The 20,285-nt window shown below is 72.7% G+C and carries 14 protein-coding genes and 1 pseudogene; 5 read left to right on the plus strand and 10 right to left on the minus strand.

Translation table 11 applies throughout. From position 1 onward, the window contains the following. The first annotated feature begins 50 nt into the window (after positions 1 to 50). A complete protein-coding gene (locus FHS34_RS41265; protein ID WP_184975952.1) occupies positions 51 to 602 on the plus strand; it encodes a M15 family metallopeptidase in 552 nt (183 codons plus the stop codon). A 356-nt stretch (positions 603 to 958) separates the two neighbouring features. On the opposite strand, the gene FHS34_RS41270 is transcribed toward FHS34_RS41265, so the two are convergent. Further along, positions 959 to 4,375 (minus strand): DUF4132 domain-containing protein, encoded by a 3,417-nt coding sequence (locus FHS34_RS41270; protein ID WP_225818032.1) that lies wholly within the window; start codon positions 4,373 to 4,375, stop codon positions 959 to 961. A 168-nt stretch (positions 4,376 to 4,543) separates the two neighbouring features. Next, the gene (locus FHS34_RS41275) at positions 4,544 to 5,716 is read right to left on the minus strand and encodes an alpha/beta hydrolase family protein (protein ID WP_225818034.1); all 1,173 of its coding nucleotides are present in this window, start codon (positions 5,714 to 5,716) and stop codon (positions 4,544 to 4,546) included. Between the two features lie 797 nt (positions 5,717 to 6,513). Between FHS34_RS41275 and FHS34_RS41280 the strand changes: the two genes are divergently transcribed. Then, positions 6,514 to 6,723, plus strand: a complete 210-nt coding sequence (locus FHS34_RS41280) for a hypothetical protein (protein ID WP_184975924.1) — start codon at positions 6,514 to 6,516, stop codon at positions 6,721 to 6,723. Between the two features lie 63 nt (positions 6,724 to 6,786). Here FHS34_RS41280 and FHS34_RS41285 read toward each other — a convergent pair whose 3' ends face one another. From FHS34_RS41285 to FHS34_RS41300, 4 genes are all read right to left on the minus strand, one after another. Then, positions 6,787 to 7,788: a DMT family transporter gene (locus FHS34_RS41285; RefSeq protein ID WP_308288349.1), complete on the minus strand. Its 1,002-nt coding sequence runs from the start codon at positions 7,786 to 7,788 to the stop codon at positions 6,787 to 6,789. Beyond that, positions 7,785 to 8,390, minus strand: a complete 606-nt coding sequence (locus tag FHS34_RS41290; RefSeq protein WP_184975927.1) for a TetR/AcrR family transcriptional regulator — start codon at positions 8,388 to 8,390, stop codon at positions 7,785 to 7,787. The genes FHS34_RS41285 and FHS34_RS41290 overlap by 4 nt, the downstream gene beginning before the upstream one ends. 101 nt (positions 8,391 to 8,491) lie before the next feature. After that, the gene (locus tag FHS34_RS41295) at positions 8,492 to 8,779 is read right to left on the minus strand and encodes a hypothetical protein (RefSeq protein WP_184975929.1); all 288 of its coding nucleotides are present in this window, start codon (positions 8,777 to 8,779) and stop codon (positions 8,492 to 8,494) included. Between the two features lie 253 nt (positions 8,780 to 9,032). Next, on the minus strand, positions 9,033 to 10,682 hold the full coding sequence (locus FHS34_RS41300; protein ID WP_184975932.1) for a TlrC/CarA/OleB/SrmB family ABC-F type ribosomal protection protein: 1,650 nt from the start codon (positions 10,680 to 10,682) through the stop codon (positions 9,033 to 9,035). A 364-nt stretch (positions 10,683 to 11,046) separates the two neighbouring features. On the opposite strand from FHS34_RS41300, the gene FHS34_RS41305 reads away from it, so the two are divergent. Together FHS34_RS41305 and FHS34_RS44435 are read left to right on the plus strand one after the other, a co-directional pair. After that, positions 11,047 to 12,402, plus strand: coding sequence for a phosphatase PAP2 family protein (locus tag FHS34_RS41305; protein ID WP_184975935.1), 1,356 nt, complete (start codon positions 11,047 to 11,049; stop codon positions 12,400 to 12,402). Positions 12,403 to 12,531: 129 nt separating this feature from the next. Next, positions 12,532 to 12,681: pseudogene (locus FHS34_RS44435) on the plus strand (ADP-ribosylglycohydrolase family protein); the annotation flags it as partial. On the opposite strand, the gene FHS34_RS41310 reads toward FHS34_RS44435, so the two are convergent. Both FHS34_RS41310 and FHS34_RS41315 read right to left on the minus strand, forming a co-directional pair. After that, positions 12,626 to 14,002: an anhydro-N-acetylmuramic acid kinase gene (locus FHS34_RS41310; protein ID WP_505383599.1), complete on the minus strand. Its 1,377-nt coding sequence runs from the start codon at positions 14,000 to 14,002 to the stop codon at positions 12,626 to 12,628. The pseudogene FHS34_RS44435 and the gene FHS34_RS41310 sit on opposite strands and share 56 nt — an antisense overlap. Before the next feature lie 278 nt (positions 14,003 to 14,280). Continuing rightward, on the minus strand, positions 14,281 to 15,846 hold the full coding sequence (locus FHS34_RS41315; RefSeq protein WP_184975938.1) for a sodium:solute symporter: 1,566 nt from the start codon (positions 15,844 to 15,846) through the stop codon (positions 14,281 to 14,283). A gap of 383 nt (positions 15,847 to 16,229) precedes the next feature. Here FHS34_RS41315 and FHS34_RS41320 point away from each other — a divergent pair, with 383 nt between their 5' ends. Beyond that, positions 16,230 to 17,201: an SDR family NAD(P)-dependent oxidoreductase gene (locus tag FHS34_RS41320; protein ID WP_184975942.1), complete on the plus strand. Its 972-nt coding sequence runs from the start codon at positions 16,230 to 16,232 to the stop codon at positions 17,199 to 17,201. Positions 17,202 to 17,230: 29 nt separating this feature from the next. Here the strand turns inward: FHS34_RS41320 and FHS34_RS41325 are convergent, their stop codons facing one another. Both FHS34_RS41325 and FHS34_RS41330 read right to left on the minus strand, forming a co-directional pair. Further along, positions 17,231 to 18,478 (minus strand): XdhC family protein, encoded by a 1,248-nt coding sequence (locus tag FHS34_RS41325; RefSeq protein WP_184975946.1) that lies wholly within the window; start codon positions 18,476 to 18,478, stop codon positions 17,231 to 17,233. Beyond that, a partial coding sequence (locus FHS34_RS41330; protein ID WP_184975949.1) for a xanthine dehydrogenase family protein molybdopterin-binding subunit occupies positions 18,471 to 20,285 on the minus strand: 1,815 nt, incomplete at its 5' end. The genes FHS34_RS41330 and FHS34_RS41325, both read right to left, overlap by 8 nt.

Below are 20,285 nucleotides of genomic sequence, written 5' to 3' on the forward strand. Positions count from 1 at the left end.
TCCGAAGGGCCACGAATCCTTCATCTTCCACACAGCACCGCAATTGGAAGCTGTCCTACTACCAACTCCTTCACGCGTTCAGGACGCAATACCTGCGGAAAGAGGTGCTCGGCAGACTCGTCGAGGCTCAGGCACAACTGCCGCCGGGGATACGGCTGCTGTTCGTCGAGGGATACCGCCCTCCGTCCCTGCAACGTCGTTACTTCGACTCCTACGCGGACCACCTGCGGGCCGGGAATCCGGACTGGTCCGCCGAGCGGCTCCGGTCGGCGGCCAGCCGCTATGTGTCGCCACCGGAGATCGCACCGCACAGCGCCGGGGCAGCCGTCGACCTGACCCTCGCCGACGCGGACGGGCGTGAACTCGACCTGGGCACCCGCATGAACGCCACTCCGGAGGAGAGCGCGGGAGCCTGCTACACCCACGCAGACAGCATCAGCGACGGGGCCCGCGCCCACCGGCACACCCTGAGCAGCGCGCTCACCTCCGCCGGACTGGTCAACTACCCCACGGAGTGGTGGCACTGGTCGTACGGAGACCGCTACTGGGCCTTGCTGACCGGAGCGGACGTCGCGCGCTACGGGCCCGTGGAACTCGACTGACCGCGGACTCGCGAGGGCACCGAAGACAGTCGCGGCCAGGTCGAACCACGCCTCCACAGCGGGAGGTTCGGCTGCCTGCCACTCGGGGCTGCCTCTTCGTGAGGGGCTCCGGGAAAGTCGATGGACAGGGGGTGCACCGCCGTCCGGCTTGACCGCGTTGCCGATCGTACGAGTGAGTGGGGTGCAGGGGATGAGTGTCCAGGCGGGCGCGGCCGGCTGGCCGGCCTCGGCCGGGCGCTCGGGCCGGCACCCGGAACGCGGGTGCTCCACCTGGCATCGCGGCAGCCGACCGGCACCCCCAGCACATCCCGGCGCGGCGGCTCCACCCCGGACCGCCGCGGCAGCGCCGCGGCTGGTCACCGGGTGGTCACCTCGGTGAGGTCGGCGAGGATCTCGGAGGCGATGACCGGGTCGAGGTCGCCGAAGCGCAGCGTGTACCGGCCGCTGCGCCAGTAGTCTCCGGGAGCGGAGTCGAGCCAGACGTATGCGAAGGTCTGGTCGGGGAACACGTCCAGCGCGCCGACGGCTATGCCCTCGTCGAGTCCGATGACCAGGTAGTGGTCGTCGTCGATGCGCCGGTGGAACCAGCGTTCCACGCCCGCGTCCTGCGGTTCGCCGCGCTCCCAGCCCCGCTTGGTGAGACCGAGCAGCTTGCCGACCGGCACCTTCGCACCCTCGAACCGGGTCAGCCGGTGCCCGGCGGCCTCCTCCTCGGTCAGCGCGTGCACGGTCCGGCCCAGCTGGGGGAACGGCTGGAGGACCTCGTGGTCGGCGAACAGTTCCGACCACGCTTCGAGGTCGCCTGCCAGGTGCAGGGGGTGGGCCACGCGGACCGTCGCCTCGCCGGGCAGCGTCAGTCCGTCGTCGTGGACGTCGGCGAAGGTGCGGTCCTCCGCCACCCGGAAGGCCGTGACCAAGCCGTCGGCCGCGCCGATCCAGACGAGGCGGCGGACCAGGTGCCACACCAGCGGGTGATCGACGAACAGCTGCCGGAACTCCGCCACCGTCCACGTGCGTTGAGTCACCATGGCCGCCTGCAGGCGCCGCACCTGATCGGTGGCGACCGTGCGGACGTCCTTCTTCAGGGCGGCGAACCGCTTGCGCTCAGCTGGGGCCAGCTCCGGGTCGTCCTTGACGCCGGGCGCGGGCAGTGCCTTGCGCTGCTTGCCGTCGGCGTCCCGGACACTGGGGCGCAGCTGCTCGTCGAAGCTCACGGTGAACTGCCGGGGGCCGTAGTCGATGACGGTGCTGCCCTGCGCGTCGAGGCCGAAGTCGGGCACCAGCCGGTCCCCCAGTTGCTCGCCGGTCAGGCCCAGTCCCTCCGCGACCTCGGCGATCTTCTCCTGGGCGCGCAGCTTGAGCGCCTTGAAGGGCACCCGTTGGGAGATGCCGTGCAGATGCGTCAACGCCACGTCGGTGCCGATCGTCGCGAACACGGTCAACGCCTCCACGGCGCGGTGGTGGCCGCCCTCGCCGGGCCAGGCACGCACGACGGGAGTGAGCCGGCGCACGGTGTCGTCGTCGCCGAGCCAGCCGAGCGCGTGCAGCGCCCAGTTCTCCTTGGGCGGCATGCCGATCAGCCGCCACTGCTCGAACAGGCCCCAGGCGAAATCGGCGAGGGAGTCGGCGGTGCAGTGCGCGGTCAGCACCTCCAGACCCGGGTACACCTCGCCGGGCTTGGACAGCGCGAGCAGCATCAGGGCGTTGCGCACCGCGTCGGCGGGCAGGGCGCCGCCGTCGGTGAGCAGGATCTGCGGCAGCAGCGTCGGATCCGCCCAGCTGCCTACCGTGGGCAGGCGCACGGGCAGGACGCTGACCAGCGGATCGACGGCCAGTGACTCCTCGACGATGCCCGCCGCCTCCTCCCCGCAGCCGGCGACGGCAGCGGACACCGCCGCTTCGCCGTGGGCGTCCGCCAGCAGCCGCAGTGCCCTCTCCGCACCGCGCCGGACGGTGCCGACGGGCCCCACCGCGTGCGGGACGAGGAAGGGCACCGCGTCCAGGCCGTGCCGGGTCAGCCAGGCGCGGGCGGTGCCGTCGGCGGACCTGAGCCGCGCCAGCCAGTCGCACACCAGCGCGGCGACCTCGACGTCCCGGTACGGCAGCAGCAGCTCACCTAGGCTGCTCGGATGCCGGACCGCGGCACGCCGCACCAGCGGCAATGCGGCCGGACCGTGCTTGGCGACGACCGGCTTCAGCGCCGTCTCGCCGCCCCAGTAGTCCTCGGGGGCGTAGTCGGCGAGGAGCGGTCCTACGACGTCCTCGGGGCCGTCGACGAAGAGGCGCACGTCCCAGAAGCTGCCGAGCTGTCCCGTCCGCTGGAGGTGCTCGATCTCACGGGACCAGTCGTAGCCGACGCGCCACCCGCTGTACCGGGTGTCGGCCTTGGCCCAGGCCTCCTGCTCGCCCGGCTGCCACACGATCCGGGGCTCCGGGGCCGCGGGTGTCGCGGCGGCCACGCGCGCCTTGCGGGCCTTGCGCTTGCCCGCCCACGGCGGACTGACCAGCAGCGTGGGCAGCGCCTCGGCGGGAGCGTCGGCCACCCGGTCGGTGCGGGTGAGGTGGGGCGTCACGAGGCCGGCGACCTCGGCGGGCAGCTGGGGCAGCACGGCAGCGGTCAGGTCGGCGTGCGTGCGGACGTGTGTGACGAGCAGTTGGCTTGCCATGGCAGCGTGCGTGCTGGAGCCGGTCGCCACCTCGCCCAGCAGGCGCAGGCCGCGCACCGGGTACCGGCGCATGGCCTCCAGCAGGTGGGGGCGGACGTGTTTGTCGTCGATGCGGTGCAGGAGGAGACGGAACGCCTCGTCGGTCGGCAGTTCGACGACGGCGTTCGCGAAGGCCTTGGTCTGCTCGGAGTTGTAGGCCCGGTCGAGGGCCTCGTCGAGGAGCGGGGCGAAGGCCGTGCCGGTGCCCTCGGCGAGGGTGGCGACGAGCGCCGTCGTCCAGCCGTTCCAGACGAGGCCCGCCCGGCGGCCGAAGTGCTCCAGCTGCTCCGGGGAGTTCAGCGAGCACAGCAGCATCGCCCGCAGCAGTTCGTCGGCCTGCTGCACGTCGGCGCAGCACTCGTCCACCCACGCCTGTTCGGTGGGGAGCAGGTAGGACACGACGATGCGGCGGCGTACGCCGGTCCGGCAGCCGGCCAGTGCGGCGACCGTCTCCTGGTAGGTGTTCTCGTCGGCGACGGCCAGCAGGGCGCGCACGCGGTCGGCGAACTTCGACCGCGCCCAGTCGCCGCCGGTGGCCGCTCCGGTGCGGAAACCGAGCCAGGGGTTCTCGCGGTGGGCGCCGTTCTGGTGGTAGTGGGGCACGACGTCGAAGTACTCGACGACGGCCTGCGCGGCGAACGCCAGGCCGTGCGCGCGGACCCAGGCGTCCACGAAGATGCCGTCCGGGTACTGCCAGTGGAAGGTCAGCGTCGCCACCGCGGCGGCGCCCAGGGGGTTGGCGCGGCCGTCCATGTGGGACCTGGTGGCCTCGACGATACGGGGGTCGCTCTTCGGGGCGGTGAGCATCGCCTCGATCCAGTCGGCCTCCTCGTGCAGCCGGAACGCCGTGCGCTGCTCGGTCTCGGGGTGCGGCCCGGCGACGCTCCGCTCGATTCCGCCTCGGCGCGGATACACCAGCCGCCGCCAGGCGGCCGGCATCCGGAACGTCTGCTCGTCGGGCAGCGCGACCGGACCGTCCGCCGCGGCCGACCGGCCGGCGGCCGCGGGAGCCTCCTGCTCGACCTGCTCGTTCGCCGGGTCCTCCCCGGCCGACTCCCTGCGCCGCACAGCCCCTCCTCCGCCGACCCCGGACGGGATCGATCGCTTGATCGGATGGCCGTCACGCTATCCGGGCCCACTGACAACGCCCCGGTGTCCGAGGCGCGGCCGGCGGTCCGCCCGCCGTCGGGAAGCCCCGCATCTCCTCTCGGTATCAGGTCGCCTCGCGGGGTCGTGTCAGGGCAGGAACGTCACCTCCGGGAAGGCCCGTGACGGGCCGTCGAGCAGATGGCCGCGCCGGTGCCGCAGGTGCAGGTCGAAGAACGCGAGCGGGTACGCCTGCTGGATGCGCACCGCCCGGTCCGGGGCGAGCGTGCCGATCCGGTCGCGCAGTTCCTCGTCGCTCATTCCCACCGCCTCCGCCAGCTGCGGGATCAGCACCTGGTTGTCGCCGTAGGACGCATGGACGGCGCCCTCGGCCCGGACGTCGAGCCGCCATCCGCGCAGGTGCGTCCAGAACTCGGCGACGCCGGGCTCCCGGGCCCGGGTGAACTCGGCCGTCATCATCATGAAGGGGCGGTCCAGGTCGCCGGTGACGGCCGGCAGCATCGGGCCGTCGAGGCTCAGCCCGGCCCGGACGCGCGGGTCGTCGAGCATGACGCGAGCGGTCGCCGTCCCGCCCTTCGACCAGCCGAACATGCCGGTGCGCCGCGGGTCGATCGCGCCGGCCAGGCCCGCCGGCAGCGGGCGGCGGCCGGCATCGGGATCGCGCCCTGCGGCGAGATCGTCGACACGGTCCAGGACGAAGCGGATGTCCGCGGCGAAGTCGGCGGGCCCCAGCGCGTGTTGCGGGTCCCTGAGCGGGGCGAGGACCCGCCCGTCGGGGAACTCCGTGAAGGCGTCGTAGGTGTGGTCCACCGTGACCACCGCGTAGCCGTGGCTGGCGAGTTCCTGCACGATGACGGTGTGGTCGGCCCGGTGGCTGTGGGCACCGTGCGAGAACACGACGACCGGCAGTTCCCGGCCGCACCACCGCGCCGGGGCACCCTGGTGTCCGGCGGTGAGCGGCACCTGCACGGCGTCGGCGGGGAACCCGGCGGACGCGAGCAGCTCCCGCAGCGCGCCGGCGGACATCCACGGCGCCAGCGGGTACCGCTCGACATCACGGGCGGGGTACCAGACGCCGGCCATCAGCTCCCGATGACGTCCCGGACCCGCCACGGGGTCCGGGCGGGCGGTGTCGACGAGGTGCAGCGCCACCGTACCCACGGGGTACGGTCCGGTCGGGGCGGGCAGCGTGAGCCGTGCCGGGGCCGGTGCTCCGGAGGAGGCCCGGGCCGGCCCGGTGAGGCCGAGCGGTGCGGCCGCGCCGACCGCCAGCGCGGTCCTCAGCAGGCGTCGGCGTGTCAACGTCTCCCGGCCGTCCACCGGCGTAGTGGCCCCGGCCCCTTCCCGGCTCTTCCGGACGGAACCGGGCTCCGCCGCCGGGCCGTCGGCCGTGGCCGCGGTCGCGGATCGGTGTGCTGTGCGAAGGTTCGTACGCATGGGCGAAACGCTGCCATCCGCCGCGGCCGGGCCACATCGGCCCACCGGATGCAACGCGGCTCGCCTTCAGACCACGGTTCTACATCCGCGGGTTGAGGCCGGCCACCGCCCAGGGACCCACCCGGCAGCGGTGGTTGCGGGTGCCGCCCGGAGCCCGCACGAGCCGCCCCTCGGCAGGTCCATGGGGCCAAGGCGGCACGCTGGAAGGGCGAGTGGCCGGAACTCACCGTCCTGTCGTGGCCGCGCCGCCGACCGCCCGGCGGCGCGCCCCGGGGCAGACCAACGGGCAGGGCCATGCGGGTTGTACCGTCGCCGGAGGCGAGCCGAAATCGGGAACGTCATCGTTGGGCAGCGCATTCACGACCACGACAGGAAAGGCCCCCGCGATGCACCGCCACACGCTCCTCCTCTCCTTCTGTGCCCTGCTCAGCGCAGCCGCGACCGGATTCCTCGCCACCACCGCCATCCGCAGCAGGTACACGGCGCGTTGACGGTCCCGGGCCACACCGGCGAGACGTTGCGACGTGGTGCGTCGCCTGTCCGGGGCCGTCGACGGAGCACGGTCGGTGGCGGCAGTTGCCCAGCAGCTATGCAAGATCACGGTTCGGTGTCGACCGGGCCCGCCACCGCACCCCGTCCAGCCCACCAGCCGTTGACCCGCCATGCACGACGAACCCGGCTCGACCAGCACCGCCCGCCTTCTGGGCTCCTACTGGCTGGATTCCCCGTACTGGCACCCCGAGCAGCCGTGCTGCTGCTTCACCGCGCCCCCGCGACGGCGGGGGCGCGGGGTACTCATCGCCCGCACCGCGCTCACCGTCACGGCCTACGCCCTCATCATCACCGCGCTCGCCCTCATCGTGACCGGCTGACCGCGCGGCGCCCCTGGACCGCAGCTGGGACACTCCCCCCGGTTGCCGGGCCGGACGGGTGCGCTACGGCGCCCCGGGCCGTGCCAGGCCGGCTTGCGCGTCGCGGGCGTCGGGTCCCGTGACCGGCTCGCCGGAGCGCCGCCGTGGGCGGCGGGCCGGGGCGGTGAGGACGGCGAGGCAGACGATGACGAGCGCGATGCCGGCCCAGCCGGCCGCGGGGAGGCGTTCGCCCACGACGACGACGGCGAGTACGGCCGCGACGGCCGGTTCGAGCAGGGACAGGGTGGTCGCGGTGCTGGCGGGCACGTGCGCGAGGCCCCAGCCGAACAGGACGTAGCCGATGAACATGGGGACCAGCGCCATGTAGACGCCGACGGCCGCGTTGGACCAGGAGCCGAGGAGCGGGGCGCCGGTGACCGCCAGGACGGGCAGCAGGAACAGCCCGCCGAGCCCGAAGACGGCGCCCATCGCCGCACGGGACGGGATCTGACCGGTGATCAGCCGGTGCGCGGCCCAGGAGTAGAGGGCGTAGGTCGCGGCGGCGACCAGGCCGAGGGCGACGCCGAGCAGCGTGGCGGCCACGGACGCCTGCCCCGTGTCGCCGGTGGCGTGGGCGGCTTCGGCGGCGCACAGCAGGATGGTGCCGAGCATGCCGAGAGCGGCCGCGCTCCCCCAACGGCGGGTGAGCCGGCGGCCGTCGACGGCGCGTTCGATCAGGGCCGAGGCGAGCGGGGCGGTGCCGATCGACACCACGGTGCCCACGGCGACGCCCGCCAGACGCATGGAGCTGTAGAAGGCCAGGGGATAGACCGCCACCGAGACGGCCCCGAGCAGCACGGTGCCGCGCCGCTCGCGCAGCCGGGCGGCATGGCGGGCGATCCGTGGCGCGGCGAAGAGCGCCTGGAGGAGCCCGCCCATGCCCATGGCGACGGCGCCTATGGCGAGCGGGCCCACGGCCGGGGCGAGCGTGGCGGCCGTGCCCGTGGTGCCCCACAGAACGGAGGCGGCCAGCACGCACAGCGCGCCCGTCCCGGTGGTCCGGCCCGGTCCGGCGGCCCGGTTCACAGCCGGTCCAGCAGGTCGGCCGCCAGGGAGCGGGCGCGCCGAAGGCGGTCGCCGTCGCCTTCCAGACCGGCGCGGGCCATCGCGCCCTCCAGGAGGAAGGCGAGGTGTTCGGCCGTCGTGCGAGCCGCGTCCGGGCGGTCGGGCAGCAGCTGCTCCAGGTGCCCGGCGATCAGCCGCTCGACCTCCTCCTTGTGGGCGCGCACCACGGACCTGCCCTCGTCACCGGCCGGTAGCTCGGCGGCGGCGTTGAGCAGCCCGCAGCCGCGGAAGCCGTGCTCGTAGGCGAACGCTGCGTGGTCGGCGTAGGCGTCGAACACCGCCAGGACGCCGTCGCGGGGGCCCCGGGCCCGCTCCAGCCGCGCCCGGTAGAGGCCGAGCCACTCCTCGTGCCGGGCGTCGAGATAGGCCCTGACCAGGTCGGCCTTGGAGGAGAAGTTGTTGTAGAGGCTCATCTTCGCCACACCGGCCTCGGCGGTGATCGTGTCGATGCCGGTCGCCGCCACGCCGTCGGCGTAGAAGCGGCGGGCGGCCGCCGCCAGCAGCCGCTCTCGTGCGGGCCGCCGCCTTCCGCTCCGCGCCGTGCTCACGTCCGCCTCGCTCACCACTGCTCCTGACTAGGTAGGTAGGTCTACCTAGTGTAGGCCATGGGGCACGGAAGCGGGTCCGCACGCTTCCCCCATGCGGTCGCCTGAGAACTCATCGTTCAGCCGAGGAAGACGCTGTGGGTTCCGGGCACCTGCGCCGCCAGCCCGGGAGGGATGATCTGGACGACCCCGCCCGCGCAGCCCGGAACGTTGTGGACCAGCGCCGGTATGTCCGTGACGTTGAAGACGCTGGACAGGTGCGGGATCTCTATGCAGCCACTCGGGTGGGTGTGAACGACCCCGTCGATCACGATGAACCCGTTCGTGGCACAGGCCGAGCCGGGAACCGCGAGCGCGATCACTCCGGTGGCGGCGAGCGTGGAAAACGTCGAGCCGATGCGACGCATGGCGAACCTCCTGACATGCAGGCCAAGGCACATCCCGGCCCTGCAACCGACCGTACGGAAGCGCGGACGTACTGCATCCCGGCGACGCCCAAGTGGACTACGGCGCCGGCCGGCTCGGGTCGCATCGTGGCCGGAGGAGGCGGAGAGAAAGCCCGTCCGGCGCGGAGGGGTCGCGCCCGCCCTCGGCGCACCGGCGGCCGGCCACACCGGAGGCCGGCCGCCGGTGGGAGGCCGAGCGCGACGTCCGCCGAGGTCAGCCTGCCGCAGCCTGCTCGGCCCGCGCGAGGCGGCCGGCGTCCAGTTCCAGATGCCTGCCGGTGAAGCGGTCCCGCATACGGCGGTCGTGGGTGACGACGACGACCGCGCCCCGGTAGCCGGCCAGGGCCCGTTCCAGTTCCTCCACCAGGGCGGGGGAGAAATGGTTGGTGGGCTCGTCCAGCAGCAGCAGGTCGACGGGCTCGCAGACCAGGCGGGCCAGTTCGATCCGGCGCCGTTGCCCAAAAGACAGCTCGCCCACCTTCAGGCGCAGGTCGGAGGGGCTGAACAGACCGAGGGACAGGAGGTGGTCGGTCTGCTCGTCCAGGTCGCCTCCGCGGCCGTGGGCGAACGCCTGCGCGAGTGTCAGTCCCGGCGGCCACGGCGTCTCCTCCTGCTTCAGGTGCCCGACCGTGCCCCGTGTGCGCACGGTCCCCTCGTCGGGCCGCAGCTCACCCGCCAGCACCCGCATCAGCGTCGTCTTCCCGGCCCCGTTGGGCCCGGTGACCAACAGCCGCTCGGCGCCGCCGACGCGCAGCGACGGCACGTGCAGCCGGCCCGCGACCCGGATGCCGGTGAGTTCCGCGGCGGTCCTCGATGTCCGGCCGTCGGCGGTGGCCATCCGGGCGGCGAACACGAGCGGTTCGGGCGGCGGCGCGACAGGATGTTCCGTGAGCCGTTCGATACGCTCCTTCGCGTTGCGGATACGCACCATCGCACCGTGACCACGGCCGCGGTTGCGGAAGCCGCCGTGGCCGAACACGGCGAGCGGCAGCTTGCGCGGGATCGCGCCGAGCCGGGCCACGTTCGTGGAGGCCAGTTTCCGGCTGCGGGCCAGCTCCGCCGACCAGTCCGCGTGCTCCCGCAGCCGGCGCCGTCGCTCGGCGGCCTTGGCGGCGAGGTAGCCGTCGTAGCCGTCGCCGTAGCGGACCACCCGGCCCTCACCGACCTCCAGGATCGTGGTGGTGACGCGCTCCAGGAACACCCGGTCGTGGGTGACCGCGAGCACCGTGCCGCGATGCGCCCTCAGGTGCGCCTCCAGCCAGCCCACCGCCCGGTCGTCCAGATCGTTCGTCGGTTCGTCCAGCAGCAGGAGCTCCGGCCGGGACGCCAGGGTCGCGGCCAGCGCCAGGCGCGAGCGCTCGCCGCCCGACAGCGTGCCCAGGGGTCTGTCCCGGGCCAGACCGGGCAGCCCGAGTCCGTGCAGGGCGATGTCGACCCGGGCATCGGCCTCGTAGCCGGCGCGCGCCTCGTACCGCGCGACCAGGCGGGCGTAGGCGTCCAGCGCGGCGGTGAGCTCCGCCCCCGCGAGGCCCTTGAGCCCGGCTTCGGCGGAACGCATCCGCGTCTCCAGGTCACGCAGGCCGGCGAGCGCGACGTCGACCGCGTCCTGGACGCGGGCTTCGGGTGGCAGCCCCGACGACTGGGCGAGGTAGCCCGAGCCACCGCGCGCGACCACGGTCAGCTCGCCGTTGTCGGGCCGGTCCTGCCCGGCGATCAGTCGCAGCAGGGTGGATTTCCCGGCCCCGTTGTCTCCGATGATGCCGGCCCTTTCGCCCGGCTTGATGGTGAAGGACACGTCGTCGAGCACTACGTGGTCGTCGTAGCGGCGGGTGATGTTCTGAAGGGATAGCTGTGCGGTGAGCATCGAGTCCCCTGTTCTCGGCCTGGCCGATCGGCACGGGTGAGTGGACGTGGCCGCGCACGGCTGAGCCGCCCCACGGCACGCCGGACAGGCGGCATCACGGACGGACGAACGGAAGCGCGGACGAGAACGCGCGACGGCGGAGCGGAGCTCAACGCGGTCGCGCGGGGACTGTCACAGGGAACCCATGCGCAGCACCGTAGGCGGGGAATTCGAGTGCGGCAAGCCATTTTCGCGGCGCGGCTAGGGTGGGTGCGGCGGCGACGGGGCGACACCCGCGAACAGTGAAACCCACCCGCTCCGCTAACATGTTCGAACCTATGGCGATCACCTGAAAACTCACAAATCGGCTGAAATCTTGATATCGATGGCATCGCGGGTTTTTTCGCGAATAAACCTCAGAACCTTCTTCGCCGCGTGGCGTCGGCCACGGGCGTTGCTGTGGACCGCGGCGGGCGTGGTGGTCCTCGGATTCCTCATCACGCTGGAGATCGCCGCGCGTCACTACGGTCTGCCGGGGCCGCTCACCACCCAGGCACAAGAGGTGATATTCGCGCCCAAGTCGGGACCATTGTTGTACGCCAGCATGGCGTTGATGATGGTGGTGCTCACCTGGCGGCAACGGTTCATCGCGTTCGGCGTCGCCGTGGGCATCGACGTCGTCTTCTTCCTGGTGCGCTGGGCCGTCGACGCCAAGATGATGTTCGGGAACGGCGCGCTGTGGGTGATGCTGGGTTACGCGGTCATCGCCGTCACACGCCGTACCGGCCGGGAACGCGTCCTCCTGCTGAAGGGCGTCGGGCTGGGCCTGTTGCTGGTGGCCGGCCGCAAGACCGGCGACACGTGGCTCCTCATCACGTCGAAGACCCGCCCGGCGGTGCTCGACCAGTACGTGGCGACCGCCGACCACGCGCTGGGCAACCCGTCCTGGGTGATGGGCCGGCTCGTCGAGGCCACCGGTCCGATCGGCACCCATCTTCTCGACTACGTCTACATCCAGCTCGCGGTGGCCGCGGTGGTCGTCGCGCTGTACCAGCTGCGCAACGTGGCGGCCGAGCGCCGCTTCCCGGGTCACCATCTGGTGCGCACCTTCCTGGTCATCGGACTCGTGGGGCCGGCGATCTACATGGTCTTCCCGGTGGTCGGTCCGGTCTTCGCCTACGGCAACGGCGCGTTCGGCACCGGTGGCGGGCACTGGGCGCTGGCCGATCTGTGGCCCCACACGCCGCCGCCTCTCCACAGCCCGCACGACATGACCTACGACGACATCACCCCGCGCAACTGCATGCCCAGCCTGCACACCGCGTGGGCCACCACGATCTTCATTCATTCCCGCAAGGGCCCGCGGGTGCTGCGTTTCGCGGGCGCCTTCTGGCTGATCGCCACGCTCAGCGCCACGCTGGGATTCGGCTACCACTACGGCGTGGACCTCGTCGCCGGCGTGGTGTTCGCGGTCACCATCGAGGCGGCGCTGCGCGCACTCGACCGCGGCTGGGAGCGGTCAGCGACGAGGCTGGTGGCTCACGGCGCGACGGTCTTCGTCGTGCTGCTGCTCTCCTATCGCTATCTGCCGATGCGGATGGCCGAATATCCGTGGATGTTCGGGCCGCTTCTCATTCTGGCGATGGCGTCCGTGGTCTACGGATACATGCGGACCACCGAACTGTGGGAACCGAAAGCCGTACCGGTTCCCCAACCGGAACCCCAACCCGAACCGGCCTGATCCCGGGGCGCCCCCGACCCACGGGGACGCCCTTCCCATTTCCACCACCGCTCCGGCACGGCTGCCGTGTGACGGTGCCTCCTCCGCGCGATTCCCGGAGCCGGGACATGCGCGGAGAGCGCCTGGGACTTGCCGGATGTCTTCGCTCGTTTTCAACGGTGGGCGGGGGCTGAGCCCAAAGATGTCGGGTTGCCGAGCGAGGATGTCCTCACTGTCGCCGCGGTCACCGGAGGTCTCGCGGGGGCCCGTTATGGGCTGGCCGCGATACCTGCCCGTTGGACCGAGCGGTTGCATGTCCCTCTGCCAGGGTTCGACGGGCGGGTGCTGCGCCTGGGCGATCTGGTCGGTCTCGCGCAGCGTCTCCGGGCCGATCCGGACTGACGCGGTCTCCTTCGGACCACATGGCACCCGCAGTGGAGGCCGCGCCGAGCCCACCCATGACCCGCAGCAGCCGTGGCGGCCGTGTGGCGGGTGCGGGCAGGCGCAGCGGCGACATGCCGGGGGTGATGCTGCCGAGCAGCGTGGCCCGGTGGGCGCCGGTGCCCGAGGGAAGGGCCCCGGGCAGGCCGTGAGCGGTGAGGAAGCCCAGGACGGCGAAGGCCAGGGCCTCCTTGGCGTCCGCCGGCAGGCCCAGGTCGTCGCTGCGGCGGAGTGTCACGCCGGGCAGTTCCTCGGCGATCATGCGCATCAGCACCGGGTTGCGAGTGCCGCCGCCGGAGACGACGAGCTCGGTGACGCCGTGGGCGCGGCAGGCGTCCGCCACGGTGACGGCTGTCAGCAGGGTCAGGGTGGCCAGGACGTCGTCGGCGGCCGGTGCGGTCACCGCGTCGAGCGCCCGCAGCAGGTAGGGCAGGTGGAAGCGTTCCTTGCCCGTGGTCTTGGGCGCCGGCCTGCGGTAGTAGGCGTCGTCCAGGAGGACACGCAGCAGTTCGGGGCTGACCCGGCCCGCGGCGGCCCTGCGTCCGTCCTCGTCGTAGGCGGCCGCGCCCCCGGTGAAGTGCCGCACGGCGGCGTCCAGCAGTGCGTTGGCCGGACCGGTGTCGAAGGCCAGCGGCTCGGCGCCGGGCGCGAGGACGGTGACGTTGGCGATACCGCCGAGGTTGAGCGCGGCGGGGGTGCCGGGCAGGGCGGACAACAGCAGGGCGTCGGTCATGGCGACCAGCGGCGCGCCCTGCCCCCCGGCGGCGACGTCCCGGCTGCGCAGGTCGGAGACGACCGGGAGCCCGGTCGCCTCGGCGATCCAGGCGGGCTGCCCGAGTTGCAGGGTGCCGCGGACCCTGCCGTCCTCGACCCAGTGGTGCATGGTCTGGCCGTGCGACGCCACGAGATCCGCGGTTCCGTCGCACAGTTCGCGCAGCGCCCGCGTCGCGGCGGCGGCGAAGGCCTGCCCGATGCCGGTGTCCAGGGCGCAGACGGCGCGCGTCGTGGTGACGGCCGGCGGCAGAGTGGCGGCGATCAGGTCCCGCACGTCGTCCGGGTAGAGGACGGAGAGGTGCCCGAGGGGCCTCAGGAGCAGGCTGTCGCCATCCAGGGTGAGGTCCGCCGCGGCGGCCTCGATGGCGTCGAACGAGGTGCCCGACATCAGGCCGATCACACGCACGGCGCCTCCTGACACGGGTTCCACCGGGCGGGCGGGGTCGGCTGCGGCTGAGGCTGCGGGTGTTGCATGGCTCCTCCCGAGGGGCCGTCGCTGTACGGCGGGTTGCCGTCGTCCAAGGGCTGTCATGGCGCGGCCCCCGTGGCGCGGGGCGTCGCTGCGGCGGGGCGCCGTACGCGGATCGGCGTACGAGGATGCCGTCGGCCGCGTGCCGTCGGCACTGTGTCGTCGGCCGTGTGCCGGGCACTGTGTCGCCGGCCGTGTGCCGTCGTATCGGGCCGTCACTCCGGGGCGACCGCCGTCGGCGCACGGTCCGGTCCGGACCCGGCGCCGTCCGCCGGAGCCTGGGCGCTCTCGGGTGCACGGTGGCACAGGCTGGCCGCACCGCCCACCACCAGCGTGATCACCACACCGATGGGAACGAGCCACTGCGCGGCGATCGCGGTGGGCACGGTGTTCCCGGCCACGCCGACGTCGATCCGCACGCCGCGCACGATGTACGTCATGACACCGACCGTCGCCAGGAACGCGATGACGGCGTCGGTCTCGTTCGCGCGTCGCACGGTCCGCCCGAGGAGGAACGCGCCGAGGAGCGCGCCGTAGGTGTACCCCGCGATGGTGAGGCCGGTGAGGTAGACGTTGCCGGTGCTGGTGCTGAAGGCGCAGGCGAAGAGCGCCATCAGCACCGCCCACACCAGGGTCATCAGCCGGGCGAGCGCGAGCAGGAACTCCTCGGAGGGCGCGCTGCGGAAGAGATTGTGGATGATGTCGGCGACGGTCGAGTTCGACATGGAGTTCAGTGCCGAGGACAGTGAGCCCATCGCCGCGCCGAGGATGCCGGCCACGAGCAGGCCCGAGATCACGACGGGCAGCCCGTGCAGGATGAAGTTCGGGTAGAGGTCGTCGGAGCTGGTCAGGCCCAGTTCCGTGAAGCTCCTGCCCTGGTTGTAGGACCACAGCAGCGCGCCCACGAGGGAGAACGCGGCGAACTGCAGGGTGACGAAGACACCGGAGGCGATCATGGCCTTCTGGGCGTCGCGCAGGGTGCGGGTGGCCAGTACGCGCTGGACGATCAGCTGGTCGGAACCGTGACTGGCCATCGCGAAGATGGCGCCGCCGACGATGGCGGTGGGGAGGGCGAACGGGCTGGTGAGGATGTGCGCCAGGCCGAAGTCGGTGTCGAAGAGTCCGAACCGGCCCGCCTGCGCGGCACGCTGGAAGCCCTCGCCGCCGACATGACCGGAGAGCACACCGATGGCGAGGAGGGCCCCGCCGAGGTACAGGCCCATCTGGATGGCGTCGGTCCAGATCACCGCCTTGATGCCGCCGAGGTAGGTGTAGACGACGGTGATCATCGTGAGCACGACGATGATGGCGCGGTAACCCGCGTGCACACCGAACTCGTCGAGCAACAGCTTGATCGGGATGGCGGAGGCGAACAGCCGTACGCCCTCGGCGAGCAGCCGGGTGAAGACGAAGGCCAGCGAGGCGAGGCCCTGCAGCCTCAGCCCGAATCTGCCGCCCAGGTACTGGTAGGCGCTGACGAAGCGGCCACGCTTGTACAGCGGGATCAGTGCGGTCGCCACGACGACGCGTCCGATGACGTAGCCGAGTGCCAGTTCGACGTTTCCGAAGCCCTGGCCGCCGTACGCGCCGCCCGGCAGGCTGATGACGGTGAGCACGCTGGTCTCGGTGGCCACCACGGAGAACGAGACGGTCCACCACGGCATGTGGCCTTCGCCGACGAAGTAGTCCTTCGCCGTCTTCTGCCGTCCGGCCAGGCGCAGTCCGATCACGGCGATCGCCACCAGATAGACGACGACCACCAGCAGGTCCAGTTGACGCACGCTCACTCCAGTACAACGGCCGCCGGCGTCGATGGCGGGTGAGGACAGTGGTCGTCACCCGTCATACCCGGGCGATGGGGGAATCGTGCGCGACCGCGGCGTTCACCGCGAGCAGGCGCGCGCCGTGCGCGCGTCGCCGCGGTCGGTCGTGACGCCGGCCGGGATCGGGACACCCTGCGTCAAGCCGCGTGAATCCGGTACGCCGCTCGCCGGACCGAGCGGTTCTCCGATGCCCACGCCGGACAAGCGCGGTGCGTGCACACCGCGTCCGGTCCGCTCGGCCGTCTCAGCGACGCTCATTGACTCCGGCGGTCTCGGTGGTCTCCATGCCCCCCCGCCCCGGACTTGATCTAGACCCCGCTCTAGTTCGTAGCGTCGTCGGCATGACCATCACTGATCAGCAGCCACTCGGCTCCCCCTTCTCCGCCGCCCACACCGCCGAGGACGTCACGGCCGGCCTCGACCTCGCCGGTACGACCGCCGTCGTGACCGGTGGCTACTCCGGACTCGGTCTGGAGACCACCCGGTGCCTGACGGCGGCCGGGGCCCGGGTCGTCGTTCCGGCCCGCCGGCCCTCGGTGGCCCGCGCCGCGCTCGACGGCGTGAAGGGCTGCGAAGTCGTTCCCATGGATCTGGCGGACCCGGCCGACGTGCGTGCCGCCGCCGCGCGGATCGGCGACTCCGTCACGAGGATCGACCTTCTCATGGCGATGGCGGGCGTCATGGCCACCCCTGAGCGACACGTCGGACCCGGCTGGGAATTCCAGCTCGCCGTCAACCACTTCGGACACTTCACGCTCGCCTGCGAGCTCTACCCGCTCCTGGCCGCCGCCGACGGTGCGCGCGTGGTCGTCAACAGCTCGGCGGGGCACACCCTGACCGACATCCGCCGGCACGACCCGCACTTCCGTTCCGGCTACGACAAGTGGCTGGCGTACGGCCAGGCCAAGACCGCGAACGTCCTGTTCGCCGTGCGGCTCGACGCCCTCGGGCGCGACGACGGCGTCCGGGCGTTCGCACTGCACCCGGGCAAGATCATGACGGGTCTCCAGCGGGAGATGTCACTGCGGGAGCAGATCGACCGTGGCTGGGTGGACGAGCACGGCAACGTCATCGGCGCCGGCTTCAAGACGCCCTCCCAGGGCGCGGCCACCGGTCTGTGGGCGGCCACGTCCCGCCTCCTCGACGGACGCGGCGGGCTCTACCTCGAGGACTGTGACGTCGCACGTGTCTCCGCACCGGGCGAGCCGATGGACGACGGGGGCGTCCGCGCCTACGCCGTCGACCCCGACGCCGCCGTACGGCTGTGGGACCTGTCCGCAGCGGCCACCGGCGCCACCCCCATCATTCGGTGAACTCGCGGAACGGCCGCCGCGCCCGGGGGTCACGCGGGCAGGTCCGGCGGCGCGGCCGACGGAACGCGACCGCCGGTACGGCCGGCCCCGTAACTCGCGCCGGTCGTGGGAGCCGCGGACCCTCGGTCGCGGTGGAGCGGGGGCCGAGCCGCTCCGGGTTCCGCGTCGCCACGGTGGATGGGCGTGCTCGAACCGGTCAGGGGGGCTCCGGATCCGCCCCTCCTCGCGGCGACGATCTCCGCCGCGATCGACAGGGCGGTCTCCTCCGGCGTCCGGGCACCGAGGTCGAGGCCGATCGGTGAGCGCAGCCTCGCCAGTTCCGGTTCGGTGACCCCTTCCGCGCGCAGCCGCCGGTCGCGGTCCTCGTGGGTACGGCGTGAGCCCATCGCGCCGACGAACGCCAGCGGCAGACGCAGGGCCGCCTTCAGCAGGGGCACGTCGAACTTCGCGTCGTGGGTCAGCACGGCGAGGACGGTGCGGGCGTCGGTCGTGGTCCGCCGCAGGTAGCGATGCGGCCAGTCGACGACGATCTCGTCGGCGTCGGGGAAGCGGACCCGGGTGGCGAAGACGGGGCGGGCGTCGCAGACGGTCACGTGATAGCCGAGGAACTTGCCGGCCCGCACCAGCGCCGACGCGAAGTCGACCGCACCGAAGACGATCATGCGCGGCGGCGGCACGTTCGACTCGACGAGCAGGGTCAGGCCCCCGGGGCAGTGTGAACCGTCCGCCGAGAGGTCCACCGTGCCGGTGCGGCCCGTCTCCAGCAGGGCCCGGGCCTCGGCCGCCGCCGTCCGGTCCAGGCCGGGGTGGCCGCCGAGACCACCCCGGTACGTGCCGTCCGGCCGCACCAGCAGGGCGCCGCCGAGGAGGCCGGCCGGGCCGCGGGCGACACGGGCGAGGGCCGACGGTTCGTCCCTGGCGGCGGCCGACAGAGCCGACGCCAGGACCGGCCGGGCGGGCGCCTGCCCACCCACCGGAGTGATCAGCACGTCGATCGTCCCGCCACAGGTCAGACCCACGGCGAAGGCGTCGTCGTCGCTGTAGCCGAACCGTTCGGTGACGCTCTCGCCCGTCCGGAGCGCCTGCCGGCACAGGTCGTAGACCGCGCCCTCCACGCACCCGCCGGAGACCGAGCCGATGACGGTGCCCGCGCTGTCGACGGCGAGGGCGGCGCCGGGACCTCGTGGCGCGCTGCCGCCGACCGCGACCACGGTGGCGACGGCGTACTCCCGCCCCTCCTCGGTCCAGCGGTCCAGCTCCTCGGCCAGGTCAAGCATCCGGCGCCTCCGTGGCGGCCGACAGGACGCGGTCCGGCCGGATGGGCAGGTGGCGGTGGCGTGCGCCGGTCGCGTGCCAGATCGCGTTGGCGATGGCGGCTGCGGCGCCGACGATGCCGATCTCGCCGATGCCTTTGATGCCGACCGGGTCGTTCGGGTCCGTGTCGTCGATCCAGTCCGCCTCGATGTGCGGTACGTCGGCGTGTGTGGCCACGTGGTAGCCGGCGAGGTCGGCGCCGACGTGGCCGCCCGAGGCGCGGTCCCGCAGGGCCTCCTCGTGCAGGGCCATGGAGATGCCCCAGATCATGCCGCCCCGGAGCTGGTTGCGTGCGGTGAGCGGGTTGACGATCCGGCCCGCCGCGAAGATGCCGAGCATGCGGCGCACGCGGACCTCGCCGGTGCTGACGTCCACGGCGACCTCGGCGAACTGCGCGCCGAACGAGTGCCGTTCGGCGGGGGCGAGGGCGCCGATGGCGGCCGTCGTGTCGGACCGCACCGTGATGCCCTCCGGCGGGATGTCCGCCCCCAGGGCCAGCCGCTCGCGCAGTTCACCGGCCGCGGTCGTGATCGCCCAGGACCAGGAGCGGGTGCCCATCGAGCCGCCGGCGATCATCGCCGGGCCGAAGTCGCTGTCGCCGATGCGCACTTGGACCCGCTCCGGGGGCACCTGGAGGGCGTCGGCGGCAACCAGGGTGAGTGCGGTACGGGCCCCGGTGCCGATGTCGGCCGCGGAGATCCGGACGGTGAAGGTGCCGTCGGGGTGTGCGGTCGCCGAGGCGGTGGAGGGGGCGGCGCCGGAGGGGAAGGAGGCCGCCGCCGTCCCCGTGCCCAGCAGCCAGCGTCCGTCCTTGCGTATTCCGGGGCGCGGGTCCCGGTCCGCCCAGCCGAACCTGCGGGCGCCCTCGCGGAAGCAGGCGGTCAGGTTGCGCCCGGCGAACGGCAGCCCGGACACCGGCCCCTTGCCGGGTTCGTTGCGCAGACGCAGCTCGATCGGGTCGAGTGAGCACTGCTCCGCGAGTTCGTCGAGCGCGGCCTCCAGTGCGAACGATCCCGGCGCCTCGCCCGGGGCACGCATGAACGTCGGGCTCGGCACGTCGAGCGGTACGACGCGGTTGGCGGTGTGGTGGGCGTCGGCGTCGTACATCACCCGGGCCACGCCGGCGCTCGGTTCGACGAATTCGTACACGGTGGAGGTGACGCTGACGGAGCGGTGCTCCAGGGCGCGCAGCCGTCCGGCGGCGTCGGCGCCGAGCCGGACGCGCTGGCTGGTGGGGCTGCGGTAGCCGGCCAGGGAGAACATCTGACGTCGGGTCAGGGCGACCCGTACGGGGCGCTGGAGGACGGTGGCGGCCATGACGGCGGCCACCTGGTGGGCGCGGACGCCCTTGCTGCCGAAGCCTCCGCCGACGTGTTCGGAGCGTACGCGCACCGAGGCCGGGTCGAGGGAGAAGAGGTTCGCGAGTTCGCCGACGACCCAGGTGGCGCCCTGGTTGGAGTCGATCACCTCCAGCCGGCCGGCGTCCCAGTGGGCGGTCGCGGCATGGGGTTCCAGCGGGTTGTGGTGCTCTTCGGGGGTGGTGTACTCGGCATCCACGACGACGGCCGAGGCGGCCAGTTCGGCATCGAGGTCGCCCTTCTCCGTGATCGCCGGCATGTGGCCGTCCGCCGGGTGGGCGTTCGGGTGCTCACCGTTGAAGTGGGCGTCGTGGGCTTCTTGTTCGTAGTGGACGACGAGGGTCTCGGCGGCTTCCCTGGCCTGCTCGGGGGTCTCGGCGACGACGAGGGCGACGGGCCAGCCCAGGTGCGG

It is taken from the genome of Streptomyces echinatus (assembly GCF_014203595.1).
Taxonomy (GTDB): domain Bacteria; phylum Actinomycetota; class Actinomycetes; order Streptomycetales; family Streptomycetaceae; genus Streptomyces; species Streptomyces echinatus.

Excerpts from the sequence above, each read along its gene's own strand:
- FHS34_RS41320 (WP_184975942.1), top strand. The coding sequence starts at position 16,230 with ATGACCATCACTGATCAGCAGCCACTCGGCTCCCCCTTCTCCGCCGCC.
- FHS34_RS41300 (WP_184975932.1), bottom strand. The coding sequence starts at position 10,682 with ATGCTCACCGCACAGCTATCCCTTCAGAACATCACCCGCCGCTACGAC.
- FHS34_RS41280 (WP_184975924.1), top strand. The coding sequence starts at position 6,514 with ATGCACGACGAACCCGGCTCGACCAGCACCGCCCGCCTTCTGGGCTCC.
- FHS34_RS41305 (WP_184975935.1), top strand. The coding sequence starts at position 11,047 with ATGGCATCGCGGGTTTTTTCGCGAATAAACCTCAGAACCTTCTTCGCC.
- FHS34_RS41295 (WP_184975929.1), bottom strand. The coding sequence starts at position 8,779 with ATGCGTCGCATCGGCTCGACGTTTTCCACGCTCGCCGCCACCGGAGTG.
- FHS34_RS41325 (WP_184975946.1), bottom strand. The coding sequence starts at position 18,478 with ATGCTTGACCTGGCCGAGGAGCTGGACCGCTGGACCGAGGAGGGGCGG.